The 19,885-nt window shown below is 48.8% G+C and carries 23 protein-coding genes; all 23 read right to left on the reverse strand.

The features are described from left to right. Positions 1-41: 41 nt before the first annotated feature. Positions 42-569, reverse strand: coding sequence for a hypothetical protein (locus tag EKM83_RS03820; RefSeq protein WP_125575308.1), 528 nt, complete (start codon positions 567-569; stop codon positions 42-44). Then, the gene (locus EKM83_RS03825; RefSeq protein ID WP_125575309.1) at positions 569-1,495 is read right to left on the reverse strand and encodes a phage tail protein; all 927 of its coding nucleotides are present in this window, start codon (positions 1,493-1,495) and stop codon (positions 569-571) included. Before EKM83_RS03825 ends, EKM83_RS03820 begins: the two co-directional genes overlap by 1 nt. Continuing rightward, on the reverse strand, positions 1,492-2,121 hold the full coding sequence (locus tag EKM83_RS03830; protein ID WP_125575310.1) for a putative phage tail protein: 630 nt from the start codon (positions 2,119-2,121) through the stop codon (positions 1,492-1,494). The genes EKM83_RS03825 and EKM83_RS03830 overlap by 4 nt, the downstream gene beginning before the upstream one ends. Continuing rightward, positions 2,114-3,262 (reverse strand): baseplate J/gp47 family protein, encoded by a 1,149-nt coding sequence (locus EKM83_RS03835; protein ID WP_125575311.1) that lies wholly within the window; start codon positions 3,260-3,262, stop codon positions 2,114-2,116. Before EKM83_RS03835 ends, EKM83_RS03830 begins: the two co-directional genes overlap by 8 nt. Continuing rightward, positions 3,252-3,692 (reverse strand): DUF2634 domain-containing protein, encoded by a 441-nt coding sequence (locus EKM83_RS03840; protein ID WP_225418613.1) that lies wholly within the window; start codon positions 3,690-3,692, stop codon positions 3,252-3,254. Before EKM83_RS03840 ends, EKM83_RS03835 begins: the two co-directional genes overlap by 11 nt. Continuing rightward, positions 3,676-3,996 carry a DUF2577 domain-containing protein gene (locus EKM83_RS03845; RefSeq protein WP_125575313.1) on the reverse strand — a complete coding sequence of 107 codons (321 nt, stop codon included), beginning with the start codon at positions 3,994-3,996 and terminating at the stop codon, positions 3,676-3,678. The genes EKM83_RS03840 and EKM83_RS03845 overlap by 17 nt, the downstream gene beginning before the upstream one ends. After that, complete coding sequence (locus tag EKM83_RS03850) at positions 3,996-5,048, reverse strand: XkdQ/YqbQ family protein (protein ID WP_125575314.1); 1,053 nt, start codon at positions 5,046-5,048, stop codon at positions 3,996-3,998. Before EKM83_RS03850 ends, EKM83_RS03845 begins: the two co-directional genes overlap by 1 nt. Position 5,049: 1 nt before the next feature. Further along, positions 5,050-5,739 carry a hypothetical protein gene (locus tag EKM83_RS03855; protein WP_125575315.1) on the reverse strand — a complete coding sequence of 230 codons (690 nt, stop codon included), beginning with the start codon at positions 5,737-5,739 and terminating at the stop codon, positions 5,050-5,052. Positions 5,740-5,751: 12 nt separating this feature from the next. Next, a complete protein-coding gene (locus EKM83_RS03860) occupies positions 5,752-8,799 on the reverse strand; it encodes a tape measure protein (protein WP_125575316.1) in 3,048 nt (1,015 codons plus the stop codon). Between the two features lie 227 nt (positions 8,800-9,026). Continuing rightward, positions 9,027-9,437 carry a phage tail assembly chaperone gene (locus EKM83_RS03865; RefSeq protein ID WP_125575317.1) on the reverse strand — a complete coding sequence of 137 codons (411 nt, stop codon included), beginning with the start codon at positions 9,435-9,437 and terminating at the stop codon, positions 9,027-9,029. A gap of 17 nt (positions 9,438-9,454) precedes the next feature. Further along, complete coding sequence (locus EKM83_RS03870) at positions 9,455-9,943, reverse strand: phage tail tube protein (RefSeq protein ID WP_125575318.1); 489 nt, start codon at positions 9,941-9,943, stop codon at positions 9,455-9,457. Positions 9,944-9,960: 17 nt separating this feature from the next. Continuing rightward, positions 9,961-11,322, reverse strand: coding sequence for a phage tail sheath C-terminal domain-containing protein (locus EKM83_RS03875; protein WP_125575319.1), 1,362 nt, complete (start codon positions 11,320-11,322; stop codon positions 9,961-9,963). 1 nt (position 11,323) lies between these two features. After that, positions 11,324-11,506 carry a hypothetical protein gene (locus EKM83_RS03880; RefSeq protein WP_225418614.1) on the reverse strand — a complete coding sequence of 61 codons (183 nt, stop codon included), beginning with the start codon at positions 11,504-11,506 and terminating at the stop codon, positions 11,324-11,326. Continuing rightward, the gene (locus EKM83_RS03885) at positions 11,487-11,909 is read right to left on the reverse strand and encodes a phage tail terminator family protein (RefSeq protein ID WP_125575321.1); all 423 of its coding nucleotides are present in this window, start codon (positions 11,907-11,909) and stop codon (positions 11,487-11,489) included. Before EKM83_RS03885 ends, EKM83_RS03880 begins: the two co-directional genes overlap by 20 nt. After that, positions 11,910-12,314, reverse strand: a complete 405-nt coding sequence (locus tag EKM83_RS03890; RefSeq protein WP_125575322.1) for an HK97 gp10 family phage protein — start codon at positions 12,312-12,314, stop codon at positions 11,910-11,912. Beyond that, on the reverse strand, positions 12,315-12,695 hold the full coding sequence (locus EKM83_RS03895; RefSeq protein WP_125575323.1) for a hypothetical protein: 381 nt from the start codon (positions 12,693-12,695) through the stop codon (positions 12,315-12,317). Continuing rightward, on the reverse strand, positions 12,692-13,081 hold the full coding sequence (locus EKM83_RS03900; RefSeq protein ID WP_125575324.1) for a head-tail connector protein: 390 nt from the start codon (positions 13,079-13,081) through the stop codon (positions 12,692-12,694). Before EKM83_RS03900 ends, EKM83_RS03895 begins: the two co-directional genes overlap by 4 nt. 138 nt (positions 13,082-13,219) lie before the next feature. Further along, entirely contained in the window at positions 13,220-14,146 is a 927-nt protein-coding gene (locus EKM83_RS03905) for a capsid protein (protein ID WP_164505585.1), read from the reverse strand. A gap of 18 nt (positions 14,147-14,164) precedes the next feature. Then, positions 14,165-14,704: a phage scaffolding protein gene (locus EKM83_RS03910; protein WP_125575325.1), complete on the reverse strand. Its 540-nt coding sequence runs from the start codon at positions 14,702-14,704 to the stop codon at positions 14,165-14,167. Between the two features lie 289 nt (positions 14,705-14,993). Continuing rightward, complete coding sequence (locus tag EKM83_RS03915) at positions 14,994-16,877, reverse strand: minor capsid protein (RefSeq protein ID WP_125575326.1); 1,884 nt, start codon at positions 16,875-16,877, stop codon at positions 14,994-14,996. Continuing rightward, complete coding sequence (locus EKM83_RS03920) at positions 16,864-18,285, reverse strand: phage portal protein (protein ID WP_125575327.1); 1,422 nt, start codon at positions 18,283-18,285, stop codon at positions 16,864-16,866. Before EKM83_RS03920 ends, EKM83_RS03915 begins: the two co-directional genes overlap by 14 nt. Next, positions 18,276-19,529, reverse strand: coding sequence for a PBSX family phage terminase large subunit (locus EKM83_RS03925; protein WP_125575328.1), 1,254 nt, complete (start codon positions 19,527-19,529; stop codon positions 18,276-18,278). Before EKM83_RS03925 ends, EKM83_RS03920 begins: the two co-directional genes overlap by 10 nt. After that, complete coding sequence (locus tag EKM83_RS03930; protein ID WP_125575329.1) at positions 19,522-19,884, reverse strand: phBC6A51 family helix-turn-helix protein; 363 nt, start codon at positions 19,882-19,884, stop codon at positions 19,522-19,524. Before EKM83_RS03930 ends, EKM83_RS03925 begins: the two co-directional genes overlap by 8 nt. Between the last annotated feature and the right edge of the window lies 1 nt (position 19,885).

Raw genomic sequence — 19,885 nt, forward strand, 5'->3', positions numbered from 1 at the left:
CATGATAAATGGGGTTAATTTATTAGTCATGGTATTACCTCCTATACTTTCTCAAGTCCGATGATTGCAGGACCACCAAAATTATCGTCTGTAGCAGAGACATGGTTGATGTCATTACCGTTAAAGTTAATCAACACACGTATTTTTCCATAAAGATTACTGTTATGTTGAGCTCGCACAACTGTGACATTTCCATCTGCAAAAGAAATATATCCATAGCCACGCTGAACGGCTTGATTGGATCCTGATGTTGTATACATACTCGTATAAACTAGAATTGTCGGTCCATAAGATGGTCCAACTTGCCAATTATGATCTAGAAAAGTATACCCGTTGGGTGGATTTAGCAACTTAAAAGACGGCGTGTACAAGCTATCCGATGTTGCTTGGGTCAAATAGCCTAAGCTTCCAACTAATCCTGCTGTTCCATCGCCGTAATCCTTAAAAAACACATTGCCGCTCACCCCATCAGGTAGCTTCAGCGGAATCCATCCATCAGAATTCTGCCAGACAGTGTCGCCGCCCAACGTAATCTTGCTGACGCTATTTGGTACTTCCAATTCAGCCATTATGCTGCACCTCCCCATGGAGCCGGTTCAGCGGCTGGGCGCGTGCCATCCTTGTGTACGATAATTGTCGTTGGATGCGCTGCCACATAGGCCGTGACTGCATCCGCATCATCATCGGCATAGACGGTAGTCACGCCTAGCACGCTGGCCCCATCAACGCTTAAATTACCCGGGTCGAAGTCAACCTTGCTACCCTTGCCTGCTTCGCTCACCGTGACTACATGATTCTCATCGGCAGGCGTGATAACCTGCTTGTCCACAGTGATAGTGCCGTCGGTATTATCCCGCACATAAGCCCCATCAGCTGTCTCTCGGGCTACGTAAGGACTCCCATTGGCATTGGTCGGGTCTTTCAAGAACTTCCACAGAGCCGCAATCTCAGCATCCTTATCTGAATACATCAGTGTAGCTGGCAGGATTACTTTGTGGGCTTCAATCGCCTTATCCACGTATTCCTTGGTTGCCATCCCGGCTGGGTTGATAGTCACCTCGACATTCTCGGCCTTGCCGACAATCATGTAGACGATCATGCCGAACTGCATCAAAACTTTATCGTTAAAGTCCGGAATAAACTCCGGCTTAATGGCCTTGACCACGGCATAGAGAACTTCTGACTTACTGTCACCGGTCTCAGTAGCATACAGGCCAACCGCACCGATTGAATAGCTCTCAGTAAGTCCTGAATTTTCAAACGTGACGTCAGTCCCCACAATGGCGCCGTTGCCATCAGGAGAACTCAGCCGGTCGTTGATGGTACCTGTTTGCACCTCATTTGGTAGTGCCGTCAACTCAGTCACATCCACATCCGACAAGTCATCAGCTGTGGAAGCTACCCGGGTAATCGTAAAGCTAGTCTTTCCGTTGGCTGCCAAACTAGATAGCCGCAACCCTTCATTCGTTAACTCAGACGCATCATACTTACTCATCGATTCTCATCCCCTCCCTTAATTTTTGCTCTTACATAAATCTGTGGTTTAATTGCTCCAAAGTACTGCAGTTGCTGCACCACTGCGGTTCGCCGCGTCTTTGGCATAATCGTCGCCTTAGTATAGGTCTGCGTCAGACTACCAATAAACACGGCCTGTTCCACCGATACATTAGATTCAGTAGTAATCTGATACGTCTGGTCCGCCGGCAGCATTACGTTCAGCAAATACCGCAGTCGCTTGACTTGCTCCGGGGTGATTTCGTCGGCCTGACTCATCGTCGTCACATGGCTGCGAATGGCATCCTGGTCTACTGTGGCCGGAATATCCATCGACGCTAGTAGCTCCCGAAAATACCAAATCGTGATTGGCCGCGGGGGCAGCAAGCGCACCATGATATCGTAGCGACGCGACTCTAGCGACTGGCTTAAATCCGTTGGCAACCCTAGTTGATTCTCGAAAATGCTGAGTCCATCGCTGTCAGCGGTGCTGACAAACTGGTTCAGTAAGATTCGAGTAGCCATATCATCGAAGCTGTCAGCCTGTTTCTGTTCCGCTTCCATCAACCGTTGCATCTCACGGACACCATCGTAGTAATCCGGCAGGTAATCTTTTAGCTTAACCATGAAGCACCACCTCACCAACCACCGGAAGCTCGGAAACTTCGCCGCTGAAAGTCATCACTACATCACTCTCGGCCCCGTTCAGAGTTGGGAGAGTGGCGTTAATCACACCCTCGATTCGCATAATCTCCGAAAGAATCTGCGAACGGTATACCGTCAGCGAATAGCCCCGGCCGGTCACCTTGTCAACATCATCCCAAGCTTCACGCCGCTTGGCGAAGTAAGACTCAATGCCAGCTTTAATCTGGGCTTCGACGCTTGATACAGTAGCTTGCGAGTCCGTCGTTACCGTTGACTCAATATCAATTTGGACCTCTGTGGGAGCCACCACAGTGACCGCATGGCCGACTGGAGCCAGACCATAGCCTTGGCCCTCAAACTCGATTGGATCAATAGTTTTCTTGACCTGGCCAATTAGTGAAGTGCTCGCCGCCCGAAGCTCATTGTTTACAATGACTAGCTTGACCGTGCCGCCACCTTGCCAAGTCGGATAGACTTGACCGGCCCCCACATCACTAATCTTAGACAGCATATCCAAGTAATCCGCAACGTTGCCGCCGTACGCGTTGTAAGCATCCGGTGATAGCAGCCGCTCCCGTAAGTGGTCATCGGTCTCGCTATCCTTGGCAGGTACCGTCACAGCGATAATCTCGGCCCAACTCAGGGCGTCGTTCGGCGTCACCGGCAGGATTTGACCTAGATACCCGTTAGCCGTGGTCCCGACCTCATCAGCTGTCAGAATAGCCGTCTGGTCATCGTTGACGCTGGTGACGTGGTAGAAAATGGGTTCCTCACCCACGCTAGCGAATTGATCACCCAACTCCACATTACCAATCGCCGCCCCATTACTATCCAAAAACTTTGCTAGTACTTGCGCTGTGGTGGCAGCCTGCCGGACTGTCCCACGTTCCGGAGCCCGATAGTCCAGGAACTCACCCGGAGCAGTCTTCGTATAGGCCGCCCGAACCACAGTTGCCATTTGTAGCGACTCTTCAGCTAGTTGGGTAGCTGCGGGGCCCAATGCATCATAGATGATAGAGCCTTGTCGCTTATCCACGTCATCACTCACATCATCCAGCATGGAGTCCATAAAGTAATCGAAGTCATGTGACTCCAATTCTTGCGCCAGTAATTCAGGATTCACTCAGTGTCACCTCGCTTTCAATGGGGATAGTGCCGAAGATGGTCTCACAGGAGCCAGTAACCTTCAGTGTGGTCGAATCCACCCGTTCGGTCTCATCAATCGACACGTCGGTGACCCGGTCATCGGCTTCTAGCGCTTCAGTAAGCATCCGGTCAACTTCTACTTCAGCATAATCGAAGTCCTTGCCAATCAGCTCGTTCAAGTCGTTGCCATACTGGTCATCGTAAATCGGGTAGACAAAACGTTCTGTTCGGAGAATCTTATCCACAGCTTGAACCATAGCCGCCTGGCCGTCCGTCATCGCAATGATTCGACCGTTCTGCATCCGATAGGTCCGGCTGGGGAGCGTCTCTTCTTCCACTTCGTCCTCAACCTCATCGACCACATCATCGGTCTCGACTTCTTCCAATTCATCATCCATCTTCGTCACCTCCCGTCTTTTCTAGTACATAAAATTGCTGGCCCCCATCTTGGCGGATCATAGTGACCCCATCGCCCTTCTTTAGAGCGCCCAAGATAGTGACCGTTGTTTCCTTGCCATCAATCTTCATCTTCACCTTGTGGTCGGTAACCGACTCACTGAGATTCAGAAAGGCTTCAGTGAGCGTCATCTGGTTAGAAATCTGAATAGCTAGCGGCGACTCCGATACCACAGTTCCAAAAACGATATCCGAATACTCACTATCGTGGCCACCACGGTCGGCCCACCACTCAAGCATGGTTTCTCCCGCCATCAAATACGCACCTTCATTTCTAATTCAGCTGTATGACTGGTCGTTCCGAAAGTATGGGTAGCCTTGGTAATCAACAGATACTTGTTACCCAGTCCAATGTCTTTCAAGCTCTTCACTTTCACCATCGCCTGGTTGCCGGGGACCATAGAGAGTGTAGCCAACGTTGTCAGTTTAAGCGTATAGGTTTGTTTATTCTTAGACTTCAGAATATCCTTGGCCTTCTGCTTCATCTGCGCGGCGTTGGCCTTGTCCTTGGCCTTCTCGACAATCTGCAACTTTCCCCAACGGTCAACCGAATTCCCGGCGGCCGTGACTGTCTTTAACTTGGTGTTAGCCACCTCAGCAGCCTTCTTCTGAGCTGCGGTCTGCTTCTTGGCCTTAGCTGTGGACGAAGACTTCTGTTTCTTCTTTTTGTCGGTCCGGACCACCCGAACCACGTTGGCTGCCTCATCAATACTTTTCGTAAAAGAAAAGCCGGTCAGCTGCGACCGGTCACCAATCACATTTTTCAGTTTCTTGTACGGTGACCGTCTTAGCTCTACCACACCGTAGTTATCGTGCAGAAAGTATCGGTGACCCGTAGCTAACCGTGTGGACTTAAAGGATGCCTTGAGCATATCAAAGTAGCTCTTACTGTCAGCCACCTCAGCCACCAGCTTGTGAGTCGACTTATCCACAACCTTATGCTTGACACCAGCCAATTTAGCTACCTTAGTGAAGCGCTGCGAGATGGTAGACACCGGCCAGATAAGTGAGTCCTGATTTTTAAAATACCGCAGGCTGTCGTAAGCCGTAACGTTAAAGACTTCGGACTCATCATAATCCACCTTAAAGACCTTCCCTTTAAAGACGTGGTCGTGATCCCAGTTGAACCAAATTACATCGCCGTTTTTCGGCGTATAGCCCTCATCGACTTCAACCAGGCCGAAAGTCAGCTGTCCGGCCGAGAAATCAATGTCAGTCGTCCACTTGATATCGGTCTTCAAGATCTCCCGCAGGTCCCACTTAGTCTTCTCGCCAGGGGTCTGTGACTGGAAAAATGTTACTGTCATATCACACCGCCTTTACTGCCGACTTGGACACCCATCCCCGAGCCCCACCACTAAGTGTAGTGACGTGGTACGGGTACTTGCCACCCTTGGCAATCAGCGAAATCTTACGAGTAGCATTGCGCTCGGTCAGGCCGGGACCTGAACCAGCAGAACTAGCATGCAGCCGGCCGTTCACAATCACTTTAGAACCCCGACCAATCTTACTTGGTGGGGCCGACCGGGACTTGCCTTTCTTGGCGACCTTCTTCTTTTTCTTCTTAGAAGTTTTGACCTTCTTGGCCTTGTGAGGCTTACTCTCGGTTAGCTTGAAGGTATAGGTGTACTCATCGGCGTTACCGCCCGTCATCCCGTATTGAAAGTCAGTCATGATACCTTTGAAACTAATCTTGGTCTTAGTAACAACCAGACGTACTTGCTTCTTAGATTTATAAATCTTCAAAAGCTTATCCAAGTATGTTTGCCCTTTGGCATAAGGCTTCGAAATACTGCGATAGTGAACTTGTTTTGGTTTGACCGGAATGGTACTAGTAATCTCAATGGTCTTGAGCTTTTCGTCGCCGATAAGGTTAATCTGACCGAGCTTAATCACCGATACGGTCTTATCATCCGTACCATAATCCAACTGAATTTCTTTGGGGTTAACCGGCAACGCAAACGTTTTGTTCTTGTTGTTAGTTAACTTAAACTGCATCCCCGCCACTAGCTATCCCCTCCGTTCCTTTAGTCCAATCAGGTACGTCTCAATCTTTGAAACCATCGTTTCCGCATCGTAGTCTGCGTTACCGGAACTTTGGAGTACAAATGCCCCGGGTTGAATTGTGATACTATTACCGGTTCGCTCAGAGCTATTGGCGTCTGAATAGTTGTTAACCGTGGAATAACCACCGCCGTTACTACCGAAAGAAGTGCTCTGGGGCACATTTCCAGTGCCACTACCACTCAGACGGCCATTCACATCCACAGCCGTGCCGTTGATACCTCGCATTGCAGAAGTGAGACTACCAACCGCTGTGGCCGCGTTATTGAAGCCACTAGCTAAGAGATTGCCAGGATTGGCATTAGGCATGTGGTTTAAGGAATCCATAGCACCGATTGCTTGTTGAGCCATTGCTCCAGTTGCACGACTAGCCAACTGGGAACTACCTGTAATTCCATTCGCAAATCCTTGCACTAAATAACCACCAATTTCAGCGAAAACCGTTGACGGTGAGTGGATGCCTAAAGCACCTTTAGCTGCGCCAACAACCTTACTTGCAACGCTTGCCACGGCGCTAACCGCTGACCCAATCATCGACTTAATCCCGTTAACCAGTCCTTGAATCAAGTTGACACCGGCGCTAAACAGCGCACCGGCAAAACTTTGTGCTGCATTCACAGCTTGTTGCATACCGCCCCGCACTGCTGAGACGACGTTTGCCATACCAGAGGTTACACCACTCACAAGCCGGGCAACGCCGCTGATGAATGCCGAAACCATCGCTGAAACCGCCGAAGTCACTGATCGTAATCCAGCGGCGACAACCATCAATCCGGCACCAGCAACGGCAAGCCCCGCCCCGAGTGCGATAGAAGCTGCACCCAGTAGTAGAGCACCAGCTGCGGCTACCATCATGAGTGGCGCTGCGATAACCAGCGCTAGTGCAAAAATCATCATACCGGCACCGGCAATCATTGCGACAGCCGCCACAACAACCATAGCGGTACCCATCAGTAGCATCCCCACAGCCGCAATCATCGTTGACGCGGCAATAAGTGGTAAGGCAACTGCCAAAATCATCATGCCTACCGCCGCGATTGTGACGCCTACAGCAACAACCATCATGGCTACCCCGAATAAGAGCGCTCCGACCGCGGCTACCATAAAACCAACACCAGCCACGGCAAGGCCAACACCTAGCAGTAGTAATCCAGCCGCTGCAATGATGGATAACGCACCAAACACCGCCAGCGCGCCACCCAACAATACGATGTTAAGGGCCGCCATAGCACCCGATTCGGCAATCGTAGGTAGCTGTGTAGCTAACAGGGCGATCCCTGCTGAGGCAATCAACGTAGCCACACCAATGAGAATCAAAGCAGCACCAAAAATCCCAAAACCAATCGCGCCAGCAATCATGGCCGGTCCCAAAGCTGTAACTACAGCAGCTAGGACTCCAATGCCAACAACCATCCCCGCAAATACAGCTACAGCGGGCCAACCAGCACTAACCAGTGAGGTAACCGCCTCGGACATCATCCACAGACCGGCACCGGTCAGGGCAACCGCAGCACCGACAAGCAACAATGACACGCCTAGCTTGATGAATCCCGTAGCGGCGGCTGTGGATGACTTAGCGGCACTGGCAAGTCCGCCGCCCTTGCCAAGGCCACCGAGAGAGTGACCGATGCCACTAATAATGCCACTCACGTTTTTAACTGCTTTGAAAGCCAAGACTGCCGTCGCCAGAAGTCCAATTCCCATAGCAATCGCATTTAAAACTCCAGGGTTCAACTTGCTTAGCATCGTCAGTGCCACCACAATACCTGTTAAAACTAAGCCCTTGGTGCTCATCTTGAGTGCGATAAACGCCGCAGCCAGAACTTTGATTGCTGTGGGGTCCAAACTTCCAGCTACATCAGCAACCGCCTTTAAGCCGTTAGCCAGTCCTTTAATGACACTACCGCTAATACTCCCCAAAGTCTTAAACATGGCAAAAGGATCTTTACCCCCGCCGCTAGACAGCTTACCCATTACGTCTCCAAAGGCTTTACCAATACTGCTTAAGGCTGAACCAACCGAGCTTAAGGCTCCTGTCTTCCCTAACGAAGAAAAGAAGGCTCCAACTGCTTGTCCCGCAGTCTTGACAGCATTTACAACGCCTTGAACTACCGGAACTAGTTTCGTCCCGATAGCGTCAAAGTTTACATTACCAAGACTATCGGTAAAACTGCTAATCGCCTTGATACCAACCTTGCTGACTTGGTCAAAGGCTGGTTGCAGACGGTTAGCGACTGTTTCTTTTAAACCATCCATCGCCTGCCCCACAGTCTTATACTGCGTGGCCATCTTTGAGAACTGTTTGTTGGTCCCTGTCTTGGCGATGGCAGCGAAGAAATCTTGGGTCTTGACTTTACCATCTTGAACGTCTTTAACCAGCTGTCCGGTACTTCGATGCATGGTCTTAGCAACCTGTGACATCCCGGCCGGCGTTTGTTCAAGCATCAACTTAAAGTCTTGCCACTGAATTTTGGGCTTAGCTGCAGCCTGTGTGGCCTGTTGGCTAAGCGTCTTCATGGCCTGCTGTGGATCAGAAGAAGCCGCAGCCAAACCACCGAAGCCCTTGACTAACTTATCAGTCCCCTTGGTCCCTACGGCAGCTAGTTGGCTATATGTGGACGCCATATCGGATGCTGAGTAGATAGTATCTTGGGCAAATTTTTGTAGTCCACCACGCGTCTTAGCAATTTGTGCCGGACTCTTGCCCATCATGGCCATGTTCCCATTAAAGGTCTGCCAAGCAGTACTAGACTCGTTCAGCTCTGACATCATACTGCCAACGCCACTGGTAATTACGCCGATGCCTTTAGTGATACCAGCACCAATGATATTGGCGCCCAACATCGACTTAAACATACCACCAGTCTTCCCGGCCCCAGCCGACAATTGATTCATCGCCGCAGAACCGCGGCCGACCCCTGCGCTTAATTTACTTAATGCCGCGCTAAACCCATCGTTAATTTTAATCGTGGCACTAACGACTTTGTCCGCCATAGGCTACCTCCTTTCTAACCTGCGGAAAAGCCAAATCTAATGCTTAGACCTAGCCTTTCGTTCAGCTCGTTTTCTTTCTTGTTCTTCCTCCTTGATGCGAATATCAATACCCGCAATCACAACAGCCTTTTCTTTCCGTGAAAGTCCAGCCCATTGCTGGGGTGTCCAATGATATTCGTTCATAGAGAAGAAGTAGTACTTAAAATCATTGCCGTTGCCGGCCTCAATTAGTTTTTTACTGCTTCCACATCATCGTCTACAGAGGTATCAAAACCGTTGATTGCGTTGAATTTCTTAGCCAGCGTAGCAAATTCACTCATCTTTAGCATGGCTTTCAATGTTCCCAGGCTATCGCCTAAAGTGCCATAGGCCGTTTGAAGTTCCTTGTTGTCCAAATCCGGTTGAACAATCCCAGCAACCAGCATCAACTCACCAGCCAACGACTGGTCAATCGTTGATTCCACTTGACCGTTCTTAGGGTTACGTTGCTTCTTGGTAGCTTGCTTCCGAAGACGTTCTCCTTCCGAAATGCTAAGTTCTCGTAAAATAAATGGCGTTGGGAAACGGTCCAGCTTTACCTCAGCTGTTTCTTCCTCGTTCTTTTGAATAAAATCTTGAATGCTTACTTGATCAGCCATGCTAAATTCCTCCTAAATTAAATATCGAAGCCAGTAAATGGCTCTACCAGTTCAACATCTTCAAACGTAAAGTCTGATTCCCACTGCATCACATCATCATCGGCTTCAAAGTCAGCAAATGGTACATCATCCAGGTTCACCCCAGAGAAATGCAGCGTCTGCTTGCCGGCCTTCGAAGTCGAATCTTCGATGGTCAATGTGACTTCAAAGTACAAGTCCTTGCCGCCGCGAATGTAAGGCAGGGCGTACTTGGCCCAATTGGACGTAATCAGGTAGCCGCCCAATGTCCCGGTTCCTTCCACGCTAGTAACCTTTTTGTGTTTCCAGCGGCTTCCCAGCGTTTGTACGTCTTCTTTGTTCTTTTCCAGCTTAGCGCTAAACTTGTTAGCTTCAATCATCGGTAACACTTTACCGTTGATTGTCACGAAAACCTTGGCGTCCTTCGTGCTGATGGTATCCCGGCCATTCAGGAATTGGCCTACGGTAGATACTTGTTCGTTATCCATTTATCACTCGCCCCTTTCTAATAAACCGTGATAGTCATATACAGTTTTTCCATAGCGTCAACCGGCGTAATGCCCAGAGTAACCAGAATAGAATCCTTGTCGTCCCCAGGTTCGACAGTCAAATCGCTTGGATCGAAGCTACCAATCGCTCCAGCCGTTTCCAAAGTCCGCAGATAAGCTACTCGGTTGGCCTTAAATAAATCCCGACCAGTCGAATCGTTGTTCACTTTGCCAATAAACTGGCTTTCGAATACATCCTGTGTATCGTTAGCAATCGCATCTAGAGTTCGAATGGTCCGATTCTTGTGGAAGTCCTTTGGCTTAGCTTCGGTAAACGTCGTGAGCGTGTTAATATCCTGCTCGACCACCACTGAACCGTCTCGGCGTGCCGTAAAGACAATATAGCCATTAGCTAGATTTCGAATGGTTGCTTCATTCGTCAGCCGTGGGTTGGCATCCACAGCATCAGGGTAAGCTACGTAAGTCAGTGAACCGGTAGCACCCGCAGCAGAAGCAACACCAGCTACATAAGCAGCTGCTGTAGTAGCGTCCAGCTTTTCACCATCCGTCAGTTCAACACCATTGATGACTGCCGTGATAGCTTCGTGATCATAATCCAGTCCTTCAACACCGGGAACCACCGCAGTCACCTTGTAACCTTCGTTATCCCGTAAGTCTTCAATCAGTTGAGCTAGCAAGGCATGAACGTTACTATCCACTGGATAACCAGCCGTAGTGGCAACATTAAACGTCTTGGTTGCCAGTGTGTCACTGAGTACCTCGGTTACGTCTACAGGGGTAGTAACACCGCCAGCCAACTTGTACGTTGTCTTACCTGCAAGTGCTTCCAGCTTAGTTTGTGCACTAGATTCGTCGGTCAACTTCACGGTTACAAAATCATTGCTTTTAAGACCGGCCGCCGTAGTCGTATGAATGACTTGTTCATCGACAATTGCTGTTCCATACAAGAATTGCACGGTCAATCGCGTTTCATCCGCCGCATCTTTTGTGACGGCAACTGTGAGCTCATTCCCTTTAGTCCCAGCATAGTTAGCTGTGAAGTTCCAGGGCAGTGCTTCATCGGAAATCGTTGCTGTCTTACCGCCGTTAAGATTCAAGTAAAGAACCGTCACAGCTCCTCTTAATGCTTCCCGAATGGTCACCAGCTTACTGTCAGATAATGGTGCTCCTAAGAGCGCTTGGAAGTCACTGCCACTATCGAGCTCTACAATCCCTTGTGGGCCCCAATCCAGCTGAACGCCATTTACCAGTAAGACTCGGCCAGAAGTCGCGTCTGCCTTAGCTTGTGGCGCTCCAATGGTGTTGATATAAGCACCCGGCCGTACCTTGTTTTGCGTTGTCCAAATTCCACCAGCCATACTAGATACCCCCTTTAAATTTCTTGATTAGATTCTTTGCATCGTCCAGCGAGTACTCTTTACCATCGTCCAAAACGACGTTCAAAATTGCTCGTTGGGTAGTAGAAAAGCCGGTACTGTTCACCAGTCCGGCCTTATCATAGGTAGCTTTGGCCACCCGTTGTTTAGTTTTCGCTACGGTCACTATTCGTCACCCTTTCTATTTGTTTCATTTTCTGTTGTTTCGGTGTGTTATCCACCGGGGCCGCCCAGAGTACAACGTTAAAATCCAGCGTCAGCGTACCATCCACTCGATTGAAGTCGCGGTCTCGAATGTGGGCAAAATCTGGAAGTGTCAAGAACTGATTTAATAGCAGTTGCTCCATCCGCTCCATATCTGCATTCGGCTTCTTCAGATTCGGAAAGTAAACCACCTGATACCCATGAGTCCGCTTCTGCCGCCCAAAGAGTTCTGGCTCACTGCGACCACCAATAGTCGACACGTAAAAAGACGGCTCTTTAAAGCCACCAGATTGATTCTCACGATAAACGGGCAACGCCGGTGCGATAGTCGTGAGTAGTTGCCCGATACGTTCAATGATAGTCATTTACAGCAACCCCTCCATCGCGCTCATAAAGCCAGGTGTCAGTAGTAGCGGCAATTCACCAGAGATAGCTTCGATTGAATCACGGAGCATGAAGCGCCCCGGCACCCAACCGCCACCACCGCGAGTACGGTGACCATTCTCAATGAACGGTGCGTACTCAACATTGTTTGATAGCTGAATTGAGATGACGGCTCCGCCAATGAATGGCCCCTGAATGGTCCACCCTCGCCGGAGATTACCGGTGTCTACAGGAGTTGAATTGCTGACACGTCGTTGTGCTTGCACCCCAACCCGTTTAAGTGATTGCTGAAGCTCCATCTTTAGTTTGGTGGGATTGGCTGCCTTGACCTGAACCTCTTTAGTCCAAGCCTGAAACTCACCATCATCAACCGTGTAGAATCCCATCTACTCCACCTCCTCACTAGCTTTCTCATCTCTGACCATGGCCACTTCTTGATGGCTCACGTACCCGGCATATCCTTTGCTGGCACGCTTGTAGTGGGTAACCTGACCATTTACGTCAGTCACATCTACAGTGGCACCAGCAGGGATTTTGAGGCCATTACGGATGAGTAGTTTAGCGTCATAAGCGTCAGTCCCGAAGAACGTTTGCTCACTGGCTTTGAGACCTTTCAGAATCACCTTAGCTGGTTCATTTTCAACAATCACTACCGGCACGGTGTCAGTAAAGGCACCGTCCTTTACTGTCTCCACACCAGTGATAGTGACTCGATCAAACCACAGCTTGGTGAGTTGGCGCCCCATCTTATTAAATGCTGCTTTCATCGCTTCACCACCCGAAATGAATTCAACTGGGCTAGATAGTTATCAGTCAGCGTATTCACTGATTGAAGCTCCAGATAAGCCTCACTAGCTGACCGAAAGGTAACCGACGTGTCACCCTCACTGAGTGTCTTAACGTCCCCATCACGATCAGCTATTGGGGTGAGTAATTGATGAGTAGCTAGAAACTGCTGACACAAGCTTAACAGAACTGTGTCAAGCTCAACAGGCAGCCCTGAAACAGCCAAGTGCGTGTAGTTAGACACGTCCTGCACCACCTTATCGAACGCAAACTCTAACATCACCTGATAGCTGAGATTGCTCCCATCATCAGGATTGAGCAGTTTCAGTTGCTCCAGCAGTTCGTCTCTCCGTGGATGTTTATCCATGTGGATTCCCCCTTTAGTCAGCTGGTACCAGCGCCAATAGGTCAGCTTTCAAGGTTACCCCGTCATGACTGATACCATTGGCGTCCAGCCAGTCGGTAATCTCGGCTACCGTACTGGCACTAGTCGGCTTATCGGGGGCTACACTTTTGGGTCGTCTGTGGAAGCCGCCTTATCGGACGTAACGAACTCGATCCCCTTAGTCTTAGTGTGAAGTAACAGCACATCATCGTAGGATTGTTCGTAGTACAAGTAGTTACCGCTGTTAGCAGCACTAGGCGCATCGAATCCAACGAAGCTATACTTTTGTGGTGCAATTTGAACACCATTGTAAATCAGGAACATTTCGATTTGCTTGGCGTCATCCACAGCCTTAGAGCCGACGGTAAAATCGAATGCAGTTTGCATGAGGTCAGACGGAACAACCACAATCGTCACATCATCGATGCTGTAGACCGTGCGTTGGACGTTGTTAGGGTCCTTCAAGTTAAGCTCACGGTTCATGGCTTCGGCGCGCTTCAGAATAGCATTATTCTTAGGCGTCAGGTAAAGTACCCGGTTCTGTTGCGGAATCCGTGCTTCATCGAAATTCACCATCATGTTATCGAAAGCAGTCAGGATGTTCTTTTCATCCAGCGTGTCGGTGTGCAAGCCACCATCATCAGCTGCTACCTTTTCTTGATAGAGCTTACTAAACATTTGACGGTCCATTTCTGGCATCTTTTCATCAAGGTTGAACTGCTTGGTAATGTTGGCAATACTGATAACCATGTTAGATTCATCAATATCAGATGGGTCAACCAACGTGCTCCAGTAACGTTCGTTTTTCAATTCATATGAATCCCAATCGTTGGAGTAGTTGGCGTTGGGTTGCGTGATAGTCCGCCGCGCCCGGTCTCGCCGACCTTCATCAATCGTCAGGCGTGGAACTTTGATGTGCTTGGCCCCGTCAAATTTGATAACACCGTTCGATGGAGAGTTCCATAAGTCAGCAGAGAACAAGTGTCCATCGTAGAATGCTTGCTGAATGGCTTGTTGGTAAGCCTCAGCGTAATTAATTGTTGCCATAAATTATTCCTTCTTTCTTTATTTAAAAGCGTCGACTAGGGTTTGAACCTGGTCAGAATCATCAGAGCCTTGACCGCCAGCCGGATCGTAGTGAGTCTGCTTGCCACCATCGAATAAGTAGCCATCAGTCTTCCGAAGCGCAGTGAGCTGGTCATCTAAACCCTCAAGCTTACCGTCATCGGTGAGTTTGACCTTATCCATATCGAGCAATCCTTCCACAGCTTTAGGGTTGCGGGCCTTGGCACCCGTCAGTGCCGTAGTCAACGCACTATTCAGCTTGGTTTGGCTCAATTGGTTGGTTAAAGTCTCCGTGTCGGTCTTGTACTTGTCCTGAAGTTCAGTCAGCTGTTTAGATAAGCCCTCGTTATCGCCGGCGTCCTTCTTGAGTGACTTGATATCCTTGTCACGGTCGGCAATCTGAGTCTTAAGGCTCTCCGTTTCAGTGGTCAATTCGGCCAACTGGGACTTCGAAGCTTCCACATCCTTGCCGTGCTCGGCCATAATGGCATCGATCTGATCGTCCTCCAATTTCAAACCCTTTAAAAATTCTCGTTTCATTTCAAACATCCTCTCTCGCTAGATTTACGTGGAGCGGCCACGAATTGAGGCAAAACAAAAAGCAGTTTTACGTCGTGCTGGGGACAATTAGGATATAAAAATAGCACTCAACGTTTTTGTTGGGTGCTAGTAAACCTTGCTCGTATCAGGCTTTACTTGGTACGGTTCATCTTTCTTCAAACAGTTTTTAATGACCTTGATAGCCTCATCTCCAGAAAACAGATAGCTAGGGAAGTAGTCATGAAAATGTTCATAATATTTATTCTGCCATCCAAACAAGTTCATCATTTTACACCTCGTTTATTTTATCGACAATTTTCAAGTAGGACGCATAAGCAGTTGGAAAAATCTTTCTAATCTCATCTAGTGATTCTGGATTATTAATAATCGCACTTGTAATTTCCGCAAGCGCTTCCGCCTCTTGAGCCCCTGGTCTCTTGTAATATTCTTTACCATGGCCCATAGTAATCCATATTTCCTCATCTGGATTATCAACAACAGAAGCAGCATCAATCATATCGGAAACATCCCCGAAAGCCCGAGCCTTCTCTGGGTGCCCGGAATCATCATACAAAGAACTGCTTTCTCGTAATTCCTTATACACAATTTTCCGAACACTAGACTTATTCAGTTCTCCACTCTTCGTATCAAAAAGTATTTTTTCACCATTGTACTTCCCCTGAGAAGTACTAGGATCCCACACCAGTTTTCTAGTTGAGGTCAACCCGACAGACTTAATTTCACTTATTTTTTGAGTTATTTTTTGCTCAATCAATGAGCGGAAGTCATCGTTGAGAGCCTTCTTAAAATTAAATTCTTCTTTTAAGCTTATTTTACCAGAAAAGCTATCAATTGCATGTCCGAACTCATGAAAAATAACGTCATTATCATTTCTAAACCATTCACTACTCGTCGGATGAATATGATTAGTATTAAATGTCACCTTACCGGTAGATGGCATGAAATAAGACGAGCCCTCTTTTACCATCTTTTCAATAATAAAGTCTGGCGCGTACTTTTTCCACATCGTTTGAATGGGAACCAAACTTTGCCCCAGCTTACTATTAATTGCACCGATGCTATTTGAATCAAGATTATTTTTTAGAGACTGTGAAACAAAAGCCCCCAGAAGCTTATTACCAGCATACTGATCCTTCCATTCATTAAACTTAACGTCCTTGACCATCTTACCTTTACCGGTTGTAGGATCCCGAGACCAGCGCTCGGTAATCTCTGGCAAGTCATCCATATATGGAACTGTAGTACAGCGGCAGTACGGGTGGATAAGCGGATAGTTGATACCATCCTTGCGTTCCGACAGTTTGAACTTCTGGCCATCAAGTCTCCCGCAAGTGTCACAAGTATGGGACTCCAGAGTAGCCATGTATTCGTACTGCTCAATCTCATTTTCTTCGTATCCCTTAGCGGCGGCCTCTTCGGCGATGTGCCCCATCTCAGAAGTAACCAGCCTGTGTAAATTGGATTTTTTGAAGTCCTGAAACTTAGCATGAAACAATTGACTAGCCTTCTGCGGGCTATAACCCATCAGTGTACTTGTGAGTACCGACTCTCTCAACATCTTCGGTAGGTCTTGCTGGTAGTTCTTCCAAATACGTTTGGAAAAGTCCTTGCCATCTTTACCCCAGGGATTTGAAACGACCATTCGTAGCTGGGCCTCGTTGAAGTGCGCGAAGTTGGCTGTGAAGTTCCCCTTAGACGCCTGAACAGTGTAGTTGGTCCGCATGTAAGTATCTTCAAACTGCTTAGCCAATCCATCTCGCATATTACCAGTCTCTCGACTAGCATATGGCTGCGAAACCTGTCTTAGCTGCTCCTCTAAGTCTTGTAGTCGAGCAACTCGACTGCGGTAGTACTCTTCATCTAAGCGCTCGGTACGTCGCCCCTTCTTAGCATTACGTTCAAATCGTTCAAGCGTCATCCCCCAGTTCTCAGAGTTGACCCCCGCGAGATCTTCGACGGCCTCTTCCTTAGTCATCGCACGGTTGTTGGCGTACTTGACGTACCATTTCTCCATTTCAGCATGTAACTCACGGTATAAGCCATTAAGCTCGGGTTGCAGAGCCTTCTCGTAGGCTTCAGCGCTCTTAATTTCCTTGGCTTTGACCTGAAGGTGACGTCGTTCCCAATATCTCTCGGTACTAGCTTTCGTCATCGTCCTCACCACCTAAGTCATCAAGGGCATCAGGATTAGCATAGCCGTCACGCTTAACGATGTCATCTTGCCGGTCTTGCAGCTCCTGCTGTGGGTCATCCACAATTGGGTTGCCCTTGGCGATTGCTTCATCACTAGTGTACTGAGCAAGCTGGGCCACAATCTGCGCTTGTTCCAAGTCGTTTTGAATAGCCGTTCGGGTCCAAGTCTGATTAATCTTTCGACTATCAGCGTCAGATACTTTAAGCCATGTCAGAATGGCTCGGACAAGTTCGGTGAGAGCGTCCCGGAAGTAAGATTCAGTGATAGACGCCTTCAGTTCTAAGTGACCATACAGCGCACGAATAGCCGTTCCTGAGGCATTCCCAATCTCCTTAAAGTCAGTCGGATTAATACCCTGAGCTTCGACAAACAGGTCTGACTTGGTGACTTCCAGCAGTGTATTGCGAGCTTCCACAGGAATGTCGATGGTCAGCTTGTCAACGCCTGACTTATCACCGGGGCCAACGCTGTCCATCTTGATAGCGTGGTCTTCTTTGAGCGCCTTCATGAAGCTCGACAAGTCTTCCCCACCATAGTTGGTGAGAATCAGAACGACTTGCTGGATATCGTCAACGTCGTTCACAAATCCGTTGTAGACGTTATCGTAGACATCAATCAAACCTTTGTATTTCAGTAATTCTGGGCGGCGGTACTTGTTCTTCGGAAACGCAATGAAGGGAATCCGGCGCAACTGATGTTCCAGCACCGCACCAGTGCCCGTCTCATCCCCGCTAGTCACATCGTAGAGAGTAAAGCGGTCAGAATAGAGGGATAGGTCGCCGTAGTCCGGCATCGTCGACTTGAAGACGGTCACGTCCTTGTCTGTCCAGTATTCGTGCACTTTGAAGTACTTACCGGTATCAGGGTCAAGTTGCTTGTAGCTTCGTCTCAGAGCCAATAGCTTGCGGTCCAAATCGCTAGAATAGATAGGTACCACTTGGTCTGGGGGCACGATGCCATACCGGAACTGGCCGCTGTCATCAATCCAGTAGTGTAGCCAGGCGACCCCAGCATTTGAGGCATCCACCACCATTTGATTGAGTCTGAGGTTGAAGTTATCCCCCAGTGCGTCCTTAATCTTATCGTTAAGCGTGTCATCTTCCACATCAATAGTTGGCGGCACCGTGGCCACGTAGCCAGCTTCCTGGTCAACCAGCAATTGATGGAAGTTACTCGACACGCGGTTGTCGGCTCGACGCAATGGCTCGTTCTTGCCAGATTCGTTCAGCTTAGACTCGCCATTGTTGCGATTGGTAATGTCATTTTTGTTGAAGTAGTACTTCAACGACTTGTCGAACTGGTTGGCAAAATGAATCCGCCGCCCATCCGTGTTTTTAAGCAATTGTTTCATCGTCTTTACTTCCATGGTCTGAAACCTCCCTTCCTCATAAGCGATTCAAGCTCGTATCTGGTCTTGTCAATTGAGTGGTCATTGCCATCCGGGTACCCCGCCTTAAAGTTGCCGTTAGGGTCCCGCGCTAACTCGTAGCTAGTAAACTCACGGGCTGTATTCGGACACCGCACTGGGTCGATCACAATCTCACGCAAGTCCTGTAGCCACTTGAATCCGTGCTCCCGGCTACCAGGACCTTTCCTAGCACCAACCACGTTCAGTCCATAGTCTCGGAACTCAGCAATAGTCCGTGGTTCAGCGGAGTCAGCAGTAATCAATCCGTTCTCAGGGTTAAGCCGCTTAATGGCTTCCACAGCCTCACGATTGGTCATGCCAACCTGATAAATCTCGTTAAACAAAAAGACCCGGCGTCTTGCCGCGTCCCAGTATGCATCCCCATAGGCTAGCGGATCGTGGGCGAACCCGAAGTCCATGCCATGGTAGATTTTATCGAAGTGAGAAATCTCTTCGTCTGTGATTTCTCTGATAGTAAGATTGTTGAAGACCTCGGCACCCGTCCCAGTGACCTCACCCAGATATTCGTGAGCGTATGCCTTGGGATTATCCTTCTTAAGCTGCTCTGCATCGGCTAGGAATTCTTTACCCAACCAGGCTTTAGGAACGCTGAGGTAGTCCGAGGTGTGCACCAGCGTGTCTTCGCGGCGTCCTTGCTCCTCGCGAGCTTGGTTAACCCAATTGTTGACACTGGCCGGTGGGTTGTAAGAATAGAAAGTCAGGATATCCGAGCCGCCCCGGTTGAGTGACTGGTTGATATTCCGAATTTCCTTCCAGCCTTTGAAATCTGCCACTTCTTCAAAGTGCTTATACTTAGTGTAGCCATGCCGGAACTTTTGTGACTTAATCTTCTCGGGCTTGTCGGCACCTTTGAATCGGATTTGCTGGCCAGTTGGAATGTAGGTTAGCTGCATGGGGCTCACCGAATCCGCCCACAGATGAGAGACGCCGAGAGTGTCAATCGCCCATAGGTATTGGTCGTAAACGGACTCACGGAGATTGGAAGCGTACCGTCTCATCACAACGGCGTTAGCGTCCGTGTCCTTCATAACTCCCAACACAATTTCAAGCGAAATAAAAGAGGACTTGGTACTACCCCGTCCTCCAGAAAGCCAATAATTCGAATGTAATCGATGCTTGATGTCTTGGTGCAACTGATAGAAGCTCGGTGCCATTGAGTGAGCGAGACTTATTTTAGCCATCTTCATCACTCCCAGCGGGGATGTCATCGGTGATTTGCACGGGACCGACTGTTGCAGTTACATCTTGTTTAACCGTTGGCATAAATCCAGCGCGATCCAGTAAATCCTTTGCGGCGTTATACCGGACCAGCTCACTTTTAGCTGACAGTAGATGAACCATTGTGCTCATCGCTCTAGGCGTCGATCGGGCAATCACTCCATCAGTGAAAGCTCGCATTGCTTCCACAAACTCTTCATCACGTTTCCAACGAGAAAGCGTAGTCGGATGAATTTTTAGTTCTGTGCTAATTTGTGTTTGGGAGAGATTACCCTCAAACATTAGTTCAATAGCGCGTTTCTGCTTCTTTGTTATCATG

The sequence above is a fragment of the Levilactobacillus angrenensis genome (assembly GCF_003946085.1).
GTDB lineage: Bacteria > Bacillota > Bacilli > Lactobacillales > Lactobacillaceae > Levilactobacillus > Levilactobacillus angrenensis.

Coding starts and splice junctions, on each gene's coding strand:
- EKM83_RS03820 (WP_125575308.1), bottom strand. CDS start 569: ATGGCTGAATTGGAAGTACCAAATAGCGTCAGCAAGATTACGTTGGGC.
- EKM83_RS03825 (WP_125575309.1), bottom strand. CDS start 1,495: ATGAGTAAGTATGATGCGTCTGAGTTAACGAATGAAGGGTTGCGGCTA.
- EKM83_RS03830 (WP_125575310.1), bottom strand. CDS start 2,121: ATGGTTAAGCTAAAAGATTACCTGCCGGATTACTACGATGGTGTCCGT.
- EKM83_RS03845 (WP_125575313.1), bottom strand. CDS start 3,996: ATGGCGGGAGAAACCATGCTTGAGTGGTGGGCCGACCGTGGTGGCCAC.
- EKM83_RS03850 (WP_125575314.1), bottom strand. CDS start 5,048: ATGACAGTAACATTTTTCCAGTCACAGACCCCTGGCGAGAAGACTAAG.
- EKM83_RS03855 (WP_125575315.1), bottom strand. CDS start 5,739: ATGCAGTTTAAGTTAACTAACAACAAGAACAAAACGTTTGCGTTGCCG.
- EKM83_RS03860 (WP_125575316.1), bottom strand. CDS start 8,799: ATGGCGGACAAAGTCGTTAGTGCCACGATTAAAATTAACGATGGGTTT.
- EKM83_RS03865 (WP_125575317.1), bottom strand. CDS start 9,437: ATGGCTGATCAAGTAAGCATTCAAGATTTTATTCAAAAGAACGAGGAA.
- EKM83_RS03870 (WP_125575318.1), bottom strand. CDS start 9,943: ATGGATAACGAACAAGTATCTACCGTAGGCCAATTCCTGAATGGCCGG.
- EKM83_RS03875 (WP_125575319.1), bottom strand. CDS start 11,322: ATGGCTGGTGGAATTTGGACAACGCAAAACAAGGTACGGCCGGGTGCT.
- EKM83_RS03885 (WP_125575321.1), bottom strand. CDS start 11,909: ATGACTATCATTGAACGTATCGGGCAACTACTCACGACTATCGCACCG.
- EKM83_RS03890 (WP_125575322.1), bottom strand. CDS start 12,314: ATGGGATTCTACACGGTTGATGATGGTGAGTTTCAGGCTTGGACTAAA.
- EKM83_RS03895 (WP_125575323.1), bottom strand. CDS start 12,695: ATGAAAGCAGCATTTAATAAGATGGGGCGCCAACTCACCAAGCTGTGG.
- EKM83_RS03900 (WP_125575324.1), bottom strand. CDS start 13,081: ATGGATAAACATCCACGGAGAGACGAACTGCTGGAGCAACTGAAACTG.
- EKM83_RS03905 (WP_164505585.1), bottom strand. CDS start 14,146: ATGGCAACAATTAATTACGCTGAGGCTTACCAACAAGCCATTCAGCAA.
- EKM83_RS03910 (WP_125575325.1), bottom strand. CDS start 14,704: ATGAAACGAGAATTTTTAAAGGGTTTGAAATTGGAGGACGATCAGATC.
- EKM83_RS03915 (WP_125575326.1), bottom strand. CDS start 16,877: ATGACGAAAGCTAGTACCGAGAGATATTGGGAACGACGTCACCTTCAG.
- EKM83_RS03920 (WP_125575327.1), bottom strand. CDS start 18,285: ATGGAAGTAAAGACGATGAAACAATTGCTTAAAAACACGGATGGGCGG.
- EKM83_RS03925 (WP_125575328.1), bottom strand. CDS start 19,529: ATGGCTAAAATAAGTCTCGCTCACTCAATGGCACCGAGCTTCTATCAG.
- EKM83_RS03930 (WP_125575329.1), bottom strand. CDS start 19,884: ATGATAACAAAGAAGCAGAAACGCGCTATTGAACTAATGTTTGAGGGT.